Raw genomic sequence first — 14,174 nt, 5'->3', positions numbered from 1 at the left:
TGACTTCGAACCATGTGCCGACTCAACCTTTCACCGAACCCAGCATCACGCCTTTTGCAAAGTGCTTTTGCAGGAATGGGTATACCAGCATAATCGGGATCGTGGAGAACACGATAACGGCCATGCGAATGGTAAGCGGCTGGATCTCGGTCTCTTCGATACTTGTGTCTCCGATTCGGCTCTGTGCCAGAATGACAATCTCACGCAGCCAGACTTGGACAGGCCACTTCTCACTATCATTGATATAGATAACAGCGCTGAAGAAACTGTTCCAGTGGGCCACCGCGTAAAAGAGTGAAAATGTCGCCATGGCTGGCATGGACAACGGCAGTACAATCCGGAACAATACGCTGACATCGTTACATCCATCAATTTTGGCTGCATCCTCCAGCTCGTCGGGAATGGCCTGGAAGAAGTTTTTGAGTACGATCAAGTTAAATGCACTAATAGCAGTAGGCAGCATCAGTGACCATAACGTATCCGTCAGGTGCAAGGATTTCACGACAAAGTATGTTGGAATCATTCCGCCACTGAAGAGCATCGTGAACAATACACCGAGCAATATGGGCTGGCGTCCACGCAGATATCTTCTGGAGAGCGGATATGCCATAAGTGACGTAAACAGCAGGTTAATAAAGGTACCGATCACGGTAATATAGACCGATACGCCCAGACTGCGAATCAAGGTATCTGTAGAGAAAATGTAACGGTACGCAGCCAGAGAGAACTCTTTTGGAAAAAGAATGAATCCTCCCTTAGCCACTTCATGCGGACTGGTAAATGAGACAGCCAAAATATAAATGAACGGGATGACCGTCACGATTCCAATCAACAGCAGCAAGCCGTGATTGAGAAAATCAAAGATCCGGTTGCCCCACGTTTTATCCTGTTGCATTTTAATGTTCACTCCTGTCTGGTGAAGAACGTCTACTCCCGAGGGTTAGTAGACGCCTTCCTCCCCGAATTTTTTGGCCAGCGTATTGGCACCAAGAACAAGCGCCAGCCCGACAACCGATTTGAACAACCCGACAGCAGCACTATAACTGTACTGTGCCTGGGTAAGACCCTTCGTGTACACGTAGGTATCAAATACCTCGCCCACATCCCGGTTTGTCGGAGTTAGCATCAGGAAGATCTGTTCAAAACCTGTATCCAGGAAATTGCCCAGACGCAGAATGAGCAAAATGACGATGGTACTGCGAATGGCCGGCAACGTAATGTGCCAGGTTTGGCGCCACCGATTGGCACCATCAATCCGTGCAGCTTCATAGAGCTGTGTATCCACACCGGAGAGCGCCGCCAGGAAGATAATTGTGCCCCAACCAACTTCTTTCCAGATGGATTGTCCGACAATCATCGTTCGGAACCATCCGGGTTCAAGCAGGAACGCCACTTTTTGGCCCGTCAGGTTATAGAGCAATTCATTAATCGCACCACCCTCAGTTGTGAACAGCATGTAGAACACACCGACAACAACAACCCAGGAAACAAAGTGTGGAACATAAACAAGAGTTTGTACAAATCGTTTGAAGCGTTCACGGCGAACTTCATTCATCATGAGTGCCAGTACAATCGGCAGTGGGAAAAAGAACACAATGTTATAAATGGCAAGTAAAAACGTATTTCGAAATAATGTCCAGAACTGCGGTTCTCCGAAGAAACGCTGGAAATGTTTGAACCCTACCCAGTCACTTCCCAAGATGCCCTTGTAAGGCGTGTAATCCTGAAAAGCCATCGTGATGCCATACATGGGTATGTATTTGAAAATAACAAAGTAAAGCACACCCGGTATTAACATGATATACAGCCACCGGTTTTTGATAATGTCCCTCCACAGCAGGTTTTTGTCACTGCGGGTAGCGGGCCGTGTTCGAGCCGCCGTTTCGGCTTTCATATTGTCTTCCTCCCCACATTGGAAACGATTACAAAATATCACTTCCTGAATTCATGTCTTCATTGTGGAGGATAAACGAATGACTGGCTATCGTCTCGTTTTAGCCTTTTTTTTTTCCTTATGTAGCAACGGTTTAGCTCATTTCCCTCACAGAGTTCAAAGGCGCAATGAACTGCTTTCAACCTCTATATTCCTGTCTTAACTTCATGGAGAAAAGTGGTCTTCTTCCTTCATCCAAATATAAAAAAGCCTGCCTGCCATGGCGGGCAGAGCAGGTTTGTTTTATCGCTGCTGCTCCCGGTACTTGCCGGGGGTGGTTCCTGTGATTTTGCGAAATGTACGGATAAATGCGGTTGGGTTGGTATAGTTTAATTTCTCGGCAATCTCCGATATTTTAAGATTTGTTGTTTGCAGCCATGTCTTTGCTTTTTCCATACGATACTCTGCGAGATATTCCGTAAAATTGACTCCTGCTTCCTTCTTGAATACCCGACTTAGGTAAACAGGGTGAAAATTAAGCTCAGCGGCACAGGCTTCCAGCGATAATTCACGATCATAACGTTCCTCAATCAAACGAATCATACGTCTCGCAATATTCATGTATTGGGACTCTTCCTGCTCTCGCCAGAAACGGATGACGGGCAAGAACAGCCGCTTGCGGAACCAATTGGTCATTTCGTCCAATGTGGACAACTTCAGCAAATGTGACATCGATGCTTTTTCACCCAGTACTTCAGCTACATCCCCGCCCTGCTCCTGCACAAGCTGATATACACGAGACAATAACTGAACCATAATGACGGGGTATTCACTGAAATGAAGCTTTTTGTCTGCAAGCAGCCCCAAATATTGCTTAAAGTAGGCGTCCGTCTTCTCCTCATCTCCTTGCTTGAGCGCAGACGCAAGCTGATCCTCGATCATACGTAACTGGGTATACAACGCGGCCTCCATCTGACCACGTGGCTGAATATCCTCGTAATGCAAAATAATACGGCTGCCCAGACTGACCCGGCCCTGCAGAGCCTCTCGGCTCTCTTGAACCGCTCTTGGCGTATCTCCGATACAAGCGTAAGAACGACTGATGCCAATACTTACGGGCAGATTCAGGTAGGTCACGACACGTTCGCGAATCCAGTCTGCCTGAGTATGCATCCATTCCTTCAGTTTCACCTCATCCGTGAGTTCGGAGGCAAGAACGGTGACCTGAGCATCATCCAGCATGACCGGAGTGAACCGAACTGCCGAAGGGAGTAGCTCACCTACCATATTATTGACAGCAAACAGCAGCAGATCGCGATCCTGTTCCTCATATCGGGTCCCTTCCAAGGTATCGATCTGGAGCATGAGTACACCAAGACTCGCCCACCCTGTCGGGAAATCGTACAATTCTCCCTGATATCTGAAATCTTCTTCCGAGATTTTACCTGTCAGCAGTTTGGTCATAAAAAACTCCTGGAGGTGCACGTGCTGCCCCTTCATCTGCTCACGCATCGTTTTCTCCGAACTGAACAAGGTTGACAATTGCTCCTCAATATAGATAAATTCATCCTGACGACGTCCTGACGGAGCAACTGGGGAATCCAACCCCTTCGTAAATTGCAGCAGTCTTGAGATCGGGGAGTACATCCGCCGACTGCCGTATATGGCGAACAATCCCGTTACACATAACATGACCAGTGTAGCGATACCGGTAACCAATGCAATTTTCTGTGACTGGGCCGTAATCTGTCCAAGAGATACAACGGACACGTATAACCAGCCATTGAGCGGAGATTGCCTATAGCTAACCGCCACTTGATTACCTTCCACCTCCGCACTGAAGAAACCCTCTGGCTGGCCCGTCGTTTGCACCATTTCCTGAATTTCCTTATTCAGCCCGTCATATTTCCCGCCTTGCTGCATATCGTTCAGAAAATACTTCTGCTCCCGATCCAGAACGTACATATCTCCAGAATTCGTATTTCGGCTCAAGTATGTACTCAGTTCCGTATCGGCGATATCAATTACAAGAAATCCCTTTGGTTTCACATTGGTTGGTATCATCGGGATTTTGAATACCATACTGACCACATTATCCGATGATATAAGAGCAGGTGCCTGTTCGGGTGTTAGTTCACCCATACCTGCTGACACAGGTACACTTTCTTTGGCTGAATTGGCATTCTGAGTGACCCAGAACAGGCTGTTCGTATAACTTAGGTAGGAGCCAATTCGGTCTCGAATGCTGAAATCATCCAATTTGCCAAAAGAACGCATCGAAACGACCCAATCTTCATCCAGATTAACCAGATAGGCTTGGTCAATGTTCGTAACCGCTTGCAAGTTGTTAAAACCGGAGGTCAGATCACGAATCTCCTGAAACTCGCTGCTGTCTAGTGGTTTCTTCATCGCTTGTAGTACCAAGGGCGAATTAACATACTGGATGGAGGATAATTGCAGGCTGCGCAGAACTTGTTCCACCCTCATTTGGGTCTGATGCAATATCTGAAGATTGCTCTCACGCACTTTCTGTTCAATGTCACGTGATGCAATCGTATACGAGACCGAACCAATAACAATGACCGGAAGGGCTCCGAGGATCAGGGTAAAACAGAGCAAACGCAGTAAATACTTCGGCAAGAAGAGCATCCTCCTTTATACGTATGTTTATTAAAATAAATCGCTTTCATTGGATTATTTTACTATTGTTATTTTAAAACCCATTCTTATTCAAGTCCACTCATTTATTCTAAAGGTTGACTTCAAACCAATTTCCAGTTTATATTGGTTGCATATTCCTCAATCAAAGGAGAGATTTTTAATGTCGGTGAATGTTCTTAACTAACCAAGTTTCATATTCAGGAGTTTGGCCTTTCATTGCGCTTGTGCCCATATGGCATACGTGTATTTCATGATGCGCCAGATCCCTGTACTTAGTTAAGAACAGCGGATATCATAAATCGCCTCCGGGATTGTCATTGTCCGGGTCTATTTCCGCGCTGAGTTCAGCGCGGATTTTTTAATATAGACCTGTAGTGGACTTTGCTTTCCCATACGTTTAGGGCGGAGAATGACGTTTGTTCATTCTCCGCCCTTTTTGCGTTTTCCAGGAATATGTTTCAGCGCGTCAACTGAAATCCCAATTCAAATTCAAGGAGAGATTACGCATGAATGAGAACACATTAAACAGTTTGGGCTATCCACAAATTCAAAAAAATGTTGCAGACTGCGCCCTGTCTTATCTGGGCAAACGTTATGCGAGAGAACTAAAACCGATGGTAGATGCTCACCTGATCGAGATTCTCCTGGAAGAAACAGCAGAAGCTGCTGCATTGATTCGCTTCGGGGCCAGTATCCCCCTCCCTTCACTCGACGGAATGGAAACCATTATGGATCTGCTTGGCACCGGTTATCTATTCAGTGAACGCGACTTCAGTCATCTCGCTCAGTTCCTGCGGAGCTGTGCACAACTTATGAAATACATGGAGGGCAAATCCGGGGCCGCTCCCACTGTCAGTCGTTATGCAGCATCCATGATTCTAATCGAACCTTTGCTGAGTGAGATTGAGCGCTGCATCCATAGTGGACGCATTCAGGATCAGGCGAGCAAGGAACTGATTCGTATTCGTAAAAAAATAACGGTGAATGCGGAACGCATGAAACGAAAACTTGATTCTCTGGTGAGTAAACATCGCTCCATTATGCAGGAACATGTCATCAGCCAACGGGGAGGAAGAACGGTGCTGCCCATTAAGAAAGAGTTTCGCAAACAGGTGAAAGGCAGTGTGCTGGATGAATCGGGGAGCGGGCAAACCGTGTATATTGAACCCGTTGAATTAGTAAGTCTGCAGATGGAATTGGCTGCTCTACAAGCCGAGGAGTCCCGAGAGGAGATGAGAATTCTCGGTGATTTAACCTCCCTGGCCGAATCGTATAACCGTGAAATCGCTCTGAACACCGAAACGGTAGGTGTATTGGACTTCCTGTTTGCCAAAGCCAAATATGCGGCCACCATGGATGGGCGTACCGTTCGAGTCAATACACAAGGCCAAATCAGCCTTCAACGTGCACGTCATCCGTTCATGGGTTCTTCCATGGTTCCCCTTGATTTTGCCATCGGCAGAACATACTCGTCGCTCATTATTACGGGCCCGAATACCGGTGGTAAAACGGTCGCGCTCAAAACACTTGGTTTGTTAACCCTGATGATGCAATCCGGTTTGCTTATTCCGGTAGAGGAAGGTGGCGAGATGGCTGTTTATAACGAGGTAGCGGTTGATATTGGTGACGGGCAGAGTTTGGAACAAGCACTCAGTACATTCTCTGCACATATTCGCAATATGATTGGCATACTGGAACAGGCCAATACGTCGACTCTGGTGCTCATTGATGAGATGGCTTCCGGCACAGATCCCGGTGAAGGTGTTGGACTGTCCATCGCCATGCTGGAGGAACTTCACAGCCGCGGAGCAACCGTTGTGGCGACAACACATTTTGGTGAAATCAAACATTTTGCAGCTGCCACGCCAGGATTCGAAAATGCCCGTATGGAATTTGACACCGTTTCTCTCCAGCCGCTGTATCGATTGCGTATCGGAGAAGCTGGTGAAAGTTACGCCTATTCCATCGCATTGAAGCTAGGCATGCCACAGCGAATTATCGAGCGATCCAAGTCCCTGTCAGATCAAAGTATTTCAAGAGATCGTACATTCGTGTTCACGTCACCTCCTTTGGAAACTCCGGCCCTGACGCCTGATCGTTCCGTTGCAGAATCAGTCAGCCCAGCAGAGTTATCCAGGAAGAACCAGTCGAAACAGTCAAAGGATTCAATCGGTCTCCACAAAAAAACAACACCCAGAGAGTCAGATACCCCTGCTCCTGCCAAAAATTTTCGCAAAGGGGATCGGGTGTATGCGGCCTATCTCAATCAGTCGGGCATCGTCTGTGATGTGGAGGATAGCCGTGGAAATATCGGGGTCATGCTGCGGGGACGCAAAGTCAAAATCCATAAGAAACGCCTGACCCTGCATATATCTGCCAATGAGCTTTATCCAGCTGACGATTATGACTTGGACATTGTGCTAGAAACAAAGGAAAATCGAAAGAAACGTAAATTGATGGGACGCAAACATGTGGAAGGCCTCCAAATCGAATTACCTCCTGAAGAATAGCCGATGGGAGAAACAGATGTGGTGAACTGGAAGTCATATATACACAGTGAAATCCATAATCACCGGCGTATTTCTGTTATACTGGGACCAGTATGTTTAACTTCAGCTCGTAGCTATTCACAGGGAGGGAAGAACCCAATGTCTGCAGAACAAGACAACCAAGAGCGCAGCAATATCGATGTTCTTGTCTGCCCATTATGCGGGGAAGCTAATCGCTGTTCCTATGCCGCAGGACATCCACATTCGGAATGCTGGTGTAACCGGGCTACTTTCCCCGAAGGTGTATTCGACCGCATTCCCGCAGAGCAGCGCCGAAAATCGTGCATATGTCAACGCTGTTTGGACGACTATGCCGATAAACGCCAACCAAAAGAAGAGCCACACAGTTAACACTGTATGGCTCTTCTTCATTATGTCTCATCTATACTATTAGCTGGCTAACACTACTCTTACATTTGGTTATACTGGGCAACAGCCTGTTCAAGCACCGGATGATGCTCATCCATGGACGTATAATGGTGGAGCGCAGCTGTAATCCCCTTCTGGCGGATCATGTTCTGTAGTTCAACTGCTTCCGGATCATCGGAGACATCGAACTTGCAGGCTGCTGCCATGCCCATAGCCAGATAAGTTGTTTCGCTTCCATCCGCATAGGCCTGAAGGGCCGGACGAACCAGACGATCATTTGGAGACAACTTGCGCAGCGGGGAACGACCAACACGAGTAACCTCATCGGTAAGATACGGGTTGACAAACCGTCCCAATATTTTGACAATATACTGCTCATGTTCTTCCGGGTTGAATGCAAAACGCTTCACTAGAACTTTTCCAGTTTCCTGCAAAGCACCGTATACAATCGATTTCACCTTCTCGTCGGCAATAGCCTTCTGAATCGTGTCATACCCGTGCACATTACCGATATATGCTGCAACGCAGTGTCCTGTATTAACCGTGAACAGCTTCCGTTCGATATACGGCTCCAGATCATCGACATATACAATGCCTTCAACCGGTTTGAATGCAGGAGCCATCTGGGAACGATCCACCACCCACTCGTAAAAAGGCTCCACCTGTACATGCAACGGATCTTCATGATGCTGAATAGGCACAATTCGGTCTACGGCCGAGTCTGGAAAATAGACATACTGATCTGCAAGAGAACGTACCTCTTCATTAAGCAGAGCATATACATGCTCTTTCAATTGCCTACTGGCTCCAATGGCGTTCTCGCAAGCGATAATGTGAAGCGGGTTTTGTGCCGGACCCGAATTCAACCTTTTCTCAAGTCCCTTTGCAATACCTGGTGCAATATGTTTCAGCACGCCTACGCCCACCGCCGTTGTAATCAGATCAGCTTCCACCACGGTTTGGGCAACCGTCTCCAGCTGGGTTCCATTGATTGCATTTACACCTGTGACGGTCTCCTGATCCTTGCTCTCGTTGGCCAGTTCCACCGTATACTGCCCCCGTTGCTGGAGAGCTGTTACCAAGGTCTGATTCACGTCAGAGAAAATCACCTCATACCCTGCACGGGAGAGAATCAATCCGATAAACCCACGTCCTATGTTACCTGCGCCAAAGTGTAAGGCCTTCATAGCTCCATTTCACTTTCCAGAATAGCAATAACTTCTTCGGCTGTTTTCGCCAGACGCAGGGCCTCCATATTCTCATCCTCAGCACAGATCACCGCGATGCTAGTCAAGATCTCCATATGTTCCCCGCCTTGAGCCGCGATACCAATGACCATATAGGCTTTTTCTTCGCCAAAATCAACACCCTGTGGATACTGAATGACAGAGATACCTGTCGATAAAATGAAAGCTTTGGATTCCTTTGTACCGTGCGGAATAGCCAGACCGTTCCCTACATAGGTCGAGACAATCTCTTCACGTTCAATCATCTTCTCAATGTAATCAGCGGTAATATGTCCCGCATCCTTTAGAATCTGTCCTGCCATACGAATCGCTTCGTATTTGTCCTGAGCCGTCGCATTCATGATGACTTTATCTGTTGTTAACATACTCATAATGGTTGACCTCCAATTTCGGTTTTACTGCGATAAAATCCAACAAGTTCCTGGGACAGGTAATGAATGAGTTCATCCCTGATACCCTTTTCCAGCAATGTAATCATTTCCTCCTGTAATAACAGTGCGCTGATCTCACTGAGAACCTCCAGGCTTTCCTTGGATAATTCTCTGGGACCGAGCATCAAGAGGACATGGGTAACTCCTGCCGGATCATCCGGCGTACGAAGGAGTGGCTCAGTGAGCTGAAACAAGCTAATGGACGGCCTGTAGATCCCCTCACTGCGTGTATGAAACAGCGCAAGTCTTGTGCCGGGAATCTTCTGACTCCCCACTGCCTCACGTGCCTCCAACCGTTTTGCGATCTCCCCCGGTTCCTTCAACACACCAGATCCATGGAGTACGTTGCACATCGCATATACGGTTTTATAGAAACCGATATCTTGGTTATCCAACGGATACACCTGAAACTTGCCAATAATTCGGACGATTTCAACTAAAATAGCTTCCATTCCATCCGGGTCCGAGTAACGACTTGTCGTCTGAACCTCGGCTTCACGGGGTTTATTATGCTGTCGTTGTAATGTTGTTGTTCGGATAAAATGACGCAGACGTTCGCTCTCTTCTGCCGTAAGCAGTGGACTCACTTTGTAATACTGATGCTCATCCATCGGCAGATCAACAGTGGATAACACCAGATCATATTGATCTGTAGGCATCCGGGCAGCTTCATACCAGGACACGCTATCCATGATCCGAATCTCGGGAATCTCCTTGGACAGTCGGCTGGAGAGCATACGTGATGAGCCGATTCCGCTTGTACACACGATGATCGCCCTGATCTCCCGTTTCAATGCACGTAACCTCTCGATGGAAGCCCCAAAATGCATGACCAGGAAACCAATTTCTTCATCCGGAACGTCTGTACCTGGCCAAGCTTGATGCACGGATTGTTTGACCTCTTCGAAGAGGGAATCATAATCCTTGCGAATCTGCTGCAGTAGCGGGTTACGAATCATCTGTTGTCCTTCAATTCGCTCCATGACAGGTTGCATATGACCAAGCAGACCTTCACGAAGCAAACGATCCTCATGAAAGGCGTAATGCGTTCTCGCCTGCATCTGATCAATCAGTGAATGTACCCTGTCCAGTAAAATCAAATCGTCTATTGGCAACAGCCGCGAAGAATGAATCCGCTGCTCTGTCTCAACTAATAGTCTGTGAAAATAAGCTTGCTCATCTTGGGAGAATGTCAGCCCCAGCTGGGTCGATAACACACCACACAAGCGGGAAGCCATATAAGGTGGAACCTTCATCTCATCCTGCTCTGCGACTTCATCTCCATTGTTCTCCAGGGGAGGTATACGGCCAATGCCAGAGCCTTTACGAATACGTACAACCGCTACGGATAATTGAATCAGCAACTTCATGTATTGGCGTTCCGGGATGTTCTCCAGCCATTCGATGTCTGGTTGCCATAATGCATTTTCGACCGTAAGCACATCACCGTGTCCAATCATATCCAACAATTTTTGGTTTACGATGGAGCCTCCCTGTTCTGGCTGTCTTCCGAACAGGTCGGACTCATCCAGAAATTCCAGAGCAAGTGCAGCTATGGCTGTGCGATGAATCGTCTCACTTCCGTTAATCTTGACGCCATATCCTCGTCTGCGAACCAGCTTTAGTCCCGCCTGACGAATTCGTGACTCCAGATCGTCCAGATCAGTGGTTACGGTGGATACGGTCACTTTCAGATCCGAAGCCAAGGCGAGTAACTTTACAGGCTCCGGTTCATCCAGCAGGATGCAAAGCATGAAGAGCTTACGCTCTTCTGGCGTAAACTCTACATATTCTTTACCCTCTAGTTGCTGGCGCAATACAGCCAGATCATCGGAACCGGCATCGATTCGGATACCGGTTCCTGATTTTTTTTCCAGCTTCATACCCAAAGGTTCAAGCCATTGTTCAATCATTTGCAGCTCCCGGTGAACCGTTCGGGTACTGACCTTTACTTCAACGGCGATTTCGCCGGCTGTTACTTCATGTGGATGCTCTAGCAAGAACTCCACGATTTCACGTTGTCTTTTGGTAATACTCATATCTCAGCCTCCGGCTCAGGGAAAACAAATGCGTGCAATTACTTTAGACGTTCAACGAGCGCATCGTATTCCGGGCTTTTTAGGAAGTTGTCGATGGATATATGTTCTGCATTCGGTGCAACGGAGCGGGCACGATCGGTCAATACTTGTTGTGTGATCACCACGTCTGCATCCGGCGGGATATCACTGATAGCCGTATTGGTCACCGTAACGTCAATCCCCTCTGCCTTCATCTTCTTGCGTAGAATGGAAGCACCCATGGCACTTGACCCCATGCCTGCATCACAGGAGAAGACAATTTTCTTCACGTCTGTTTTGACTGTAGAAGAAGCCATATCTGCGGCTCTGTCTGCTTCACGTTGATTAGCCGTAATACCAGCGTTTGGCACGGTTCCTTGACTCTTCATGTCTTTCATCCGACTGGATGCGGACTCCAGATCTTCGTCCTTTTGTTTACCCGTTTTCAGCAACACTGCTGCAACCAGGAAAGAAACGACGGCTGCTACAAGCACCCCTGCGAACATCGGCAGGTATCCACCTTTTGGTGTTAAGAAGAAATACGCGATAATACTACCCGGTGATGGTGCTGAAACAAGTCCTGCTCCGGTGAGCATGAATGTTAATGTACCTGCGACGCCACCCGCAATTGCGGCAAGAATCAGAATCGGTCTCATCAGAATGTAAGGGAAGTAGATCTCATGAATGCCCCCGAAGAAATGAATGATTACGGCACCCGGTGCAGAAGATTTGGCCATTCCGCGTCCGAAGAAACAGTAAGCAAGTAAGATACCAAGTCCCGGACCCGGGTTTGATTCAAGCATGTATAATACGGATTTCCCTAATTCTCTCGCTTGATCTGTTGCAATTGGTGTAAGAATCCCGTGGTTGATTGCATTGTTCAGGAACAATACTTTACCTGGTTCAATGATTAGGTTGACCAGCGGCAGCAAACCAAGATTCATTAAGCCCTGTACACCGGCAGATAATACTTTGCTAATCGCTTCTACAGCAGGCCCGATGCCCAGTAGCGCAAAAATCCCCAAGATCCCGCCAATAATACCAGCTGAGAAGTTGTTAACCAGCATTTCAAATCCGGCTTTAACTTTACCTTCAATGGATTTATCGAACTTTTTAATGATCCATGCTGCCAGTGGTCCGGCAATCATGGCACCTAGGAACATCGGGATATCACTACCCACGATGACCCCGATGGTCATAATGGCACCCACGACACCACCACGCTGACCATGCACCATCGTACCTCCGGTGTAACCAATTAACAGTGGCAGCAAATATTTGATCATCGGATCAACTAGCTGTGCAAGCGTCTCGTTAGGGAACCAGCCTGTTGGAATGAACAGAGCCGTAATTAATCCCCAGGCGATGAACGCTCCCATATTTGGCATGACCATACCACTCAGGAATCGGCCAAAACGCTGAACACCAACCCGTAGCCCACCTTTGGAATTGGACGATTGGTCCAAATTACTCATTGTATTATCCTCCTTGGATCAAGTGATTATGATTTATGAAAGGGGTATCATTTCTCCCCTGCTGTAATCCTAAGCGAGAATGCTCTCCTGTTCAATGAAATGAAAGCGTACTTTCGTCATGAACAATGATGACAACATTAGGTTATGTAATCGTTTTAATGGATGCATAATGGCTGAACCTATTGGTACACAAGGATTTTCTTGCCTATGACTTTTGTCATTTCCAGAATCATTTTCCAACCTATAGCTTGGTCCAATCAGGTGATTTACATCCACAATCTGCTTCAATCCACATTCAAAACCATTCTTGGAAAGCACAAAAAACCTGTGCAAGCATCCGGCTCACACAGGTCGAAACAATATGAAGCTCATATCATTTAATTATAAAATATATGTTAATAAGTACAAGTTCGTTGATACTATTCTTCCGTATGTTTCCGATACGCGTCTGCATTCATCAATGTAGACAATGCTGCTGTCAGATCTCCCTCAACACGGATCTCAATCATCCAGCCTTCCTCGTAAGGAGAGCTGTTCACAAGTTCAGGGAAGTCCTGCAACGAATCATTCACTGCAATAATTGAACCTGTGACGGGAGAGAACAAGTCCGAAACCGTTTTGACCGATTCGATCGTTCCAATGCTGTCCTCTGCTTTTACATTGGTTTCAAGGTCAGGCAATTCCACAAACACAATGTCACCCAGCTGATGCTGCGCGAACTCGGTAATGCCAATACGTACAGTATCCTCCCCTACGGTTTGCACCCATTCGTGCTCTTCACTGTACAGGAAATCACTTTTCAATTCGCTCATCGATATCCGCCTCGCTTTTCATTAATGAGTACATGCGTTCTTTGACCTTAACCTTTTTCCCAGAACATAGCGTATGATATTTATGAATCAAATGTCAAGATACCTCACAATTTATTTGCTGAACACCTCTAAATCCTGTAACCGGATTACACTCTTTCTTCATATACTGGTGAATATTAGAATAGTAAGCGTAGTCTTTTTAAATACACGAACAATAAAATAAAAAATAAATTAAATATTCGGTTTTAAATTATTATCAATGATATCGTTCTTGACATCAGTAGTGGATTCACGTTTTAATGAGAGGAGTAAATGTGTTTATTGGACTATGTTATACCCGCGGATGAATGTAAAGGGAGAGATTACCCGTGACACCCGATTCGGGATGTACATGAGGTAACGCCGAAGGAGTAAACCACCGATAAGCGGGGGTGAATCTCTCAGGCAAAAGGACTTTTACGGGACGCAACTCTGGAGAGCATCTATTCGCCCTGTGCGGGCGTTATGATCACCCAAGGGGAAACCTGCTGCACAACGTAGCGGGGTAACTCTCAGGTACAAGGGACAGAGCCTTAGAATACAGCGTGCTACTTGGCATGCCGATTCTTTGGCCTGTCCTTTTCCTTTTTCCCAAAAAACGAAAAACAGGATGTAGAATGGCGCTGCCATAGCTGCCTTACCATACTTATATGATGAAAAT

10 protein-coding genes and 2 riboswitches are annotated in these 14,174 nt (G+C 46.9%); of the genes, 2 read left to right on the top strand and 8 right to left on the bottom strand.

Annotated elements, in window-relative coordinates; all coding sequences use genetic code 11:
* Positions 1-22: 22 nt before the first annotated feature.
* From C170_RS28680 to C170_RS28670, 3 genes are all read right to left on the bottom strand, one after another.
* Positions 23-895: a carbohydrate ABC transporter permease gene (locus tag C170_RS28680; RefSeq protein ID WP_036617041.1), complete on the bottom strand. Its 873-nt coding sequence runs from the start codon at positions 893-895 to the stop codon at positions 23-25.
* Between the two features lie 45 nt (positions 896-940).
* On the bottom strand, positions 941-1,894 hold the full coding sequence (locus C170_RS28675; protein ID WP_017686861.1) for an ABC transporter permease: 954 nt from the start codon (positions 1,892-1,894) through the stop codon (positions 941-943).
* Between the two features lie 282 nt (positions 1,895-2,176).
* Positions 2,177-4,513: an AraC family transcriptional regulator gene (locus C170_RS28670; protein ID WP_162158997.1), complete on the bottom strand. Its 2,337-nt coding sequence runs from the start codon at positions 4,511-4,513 to the stop codon at positions 2,177-2,179.
* 527 nt (positions 4,514-5,040) lie between these two features.
* Here C170_RS28670 and C170_RS28665 point away from each other — a divergent pair.
* Positions 5,041-7,044 carry an endonuclease MutS2 gene (locus C170_RS28665; RefSeq protein ID WP_036617036.1) on the top strand — a complete coding sequence of 668 codons (2,004 nt, stop codon included), beginning with the start codon at positions 5,041-5,043 and terminating at the stop codon, positions 7,042-7,044.
* A gap of 138 nt (positions 7,045-7,182) precedes the next feature.
* Positions 7,183-7,434, top strand: a complete 252-nt coding sequence (locus tag C170_RS28660) for a cysteine-rich CWC family protein (RefSeq protein WP_081746074.1) — start codon at positions 7,183-7,185, stop codon at positions 7,432-7,434.
* A gap of 59 nt (positions 7,435-7,493) precedes the next feature.
* Here C170_RS28660 and C170_RS28655 read toward each other — a convergent pair whose 3' ends face one another.
* From C170_RS28655 to gcvH, 5 genes are all read right to left on the bottom strand, one after another.
* Positions 7,494-8,639, bottom strand: coding sequence for a mannitol-1-phosphate 5-dehydrogenase (locus tag C170_RS28655; protein WP_036617030.1), 1,146 nt, complete (start codon positions 8,637-8,639; stop codon positions 7,494-7,496).
* Positions 8,636-9,070, bottom strand: a complete 435-nt coding sequence (locus C170_RS28650) for a PTS sugar transporter subunit IIA (RefSeq protein WP_017686856.1) — start codon at positions 9,068-9,070, stop codon at positions 8,636-8,638. The genes C170_RS28655 and C170_RS28650 overlap by 4 nt, the downstream gene beginning before the upstream one ends.
* A complete protein-coding gene (locus C170_RS28645) occupies positions 9,067-11,169 on the bottom strand; it encodes a BglG family transcription antiterminator (RefSeq protein ID WP_036617027.1) in 2,103 nt (700 codons plus the stop codon). The genes C170_RS28650 and C170_RS28645 overlap by 4 nt, the downstream gene beginning before the upstream one ends.
* Positions 11,170-11,207: 38 nt before the next feature.
* Positions 11,208-12,662 carry a PTS mannitol transporter subunit IICB gene (locus tag C170_RS28640; RefSeq protein WP_036617026.1) on the bottom strand — a complete coding sequence of 485 codons (1,455 nt, stop codon included), beginning with the start codon at positions 12,660-12,662 and terminating at the stop codon, positions 11,208-11,210.
* Between the two features lie 419 nt (positions 12,663-13,081).
* Complete coding sequence (gene gcvH, locus C170_RS28635) at positions 13,082-13,474, bottom strand: glycine cleavage system protein GcvH (RefSeq protein ID WP_036617023.1); 393 nt, start codon at positions 13,472-13,474, stop codon at positions 13,082-13,084.
* A 343-nt stretch (positions 13,475-13,817) separates the two neighbouring features.
* A riboswitch (glycine riboswitch) is annotated at positions 13,818-13,940 on the top strand.
* Between the two features lie 3 nt (positions 13,941-13,943).
* Positions 13,944-14,044: riboswitch (glycine riboswitch) on the top strand.
* The last annotated feature ends 130 nt before the right edge of the window (positions 14,045-14,174 follow it).

This window comes from Paenibacillus sp. FSL H7-689 (assembly GCF_000517905.1).
GTDB classification, from domain to species: domain Bacteria; phylum Bacillota; class Bacilli; order Paenibacillales; family Paenibacillaceae; genus Paenibacillus; species Paenibacillus amylolyticus.
Note: the sequence above shows the minus strand (reverse complement) of the source record. Positions and strands in the feature narration are given on the sequence as shown.

What these genes read in the sequence shown, in the direction of transcription:
- C170_RS28680 (WP_036617041.1), bottom strand. Translation starts at nt 895, where the DNA reads ATGCAACAGGATAAAACGTGGGGCAACCGGATCTTTGATTTTCTCAAT.
- C170_RS28675 (WP_017686861.1), bottom strand. Translation starts at nt 1,894, where the DNA reads ATGAAAGCCGAAACGGCGGCTCGAACACGGCCCGCTACCCGCAGTGAC.
- C170_RS28665 (WP_036617036.1), top strand. Translation starts at nt 5,041, where the DNA reads ATGAATGAGAACACATTAAACAGTTTGGGCTATCCACAAATTCAAAAA.
- C170_RS28660 (WP_081746074.1), top strand. Translation starts at nt 7,183, where the DNA reads ATGTCTGCAGAACAAGACAACCAAGAGCGCAGCAATATCGATGTTCTT.
- C170_RS28655 (WP_036617030.1), bottom strand. Translation starts at nt 8,639, where the DNA reads ATGAAGGCCTTACACTTTGGCGCAGGTAACATAGGACGTGGGTTTATC.
- C170_RS28650 (WP_017686856.1), bottom strand. Translation starts at nt 9,070, where the DNA reads ATGAGTATGTTAACAACAGATAAAGTCATCATGAATGCGACGGCTCAG.
- C170_RS28645 (WP_036617027.1), bottom strand. Translation starts at nt 11,169, where the DNA reads ATGAGTATTACCAAAAGACAACGTGAAATCGTGGAGTTCTTGCTAGAG.
- C170_RS28640 (WP_036617026.1), bottom strand. Translation starts at nt 12,662, where the DNA reads ATGAGTAATTTGGACCAATCGTCCAATTCCAAAGGTGGGCTACGGGTT.
- gcvH (WP_036617023.1), bottom strand. Translation starts at nt 13,474, where the DNA reads ATGAGCGAATTGAAAAGTGATTTCCTGTACAGTGAAGAGCACGAATGG.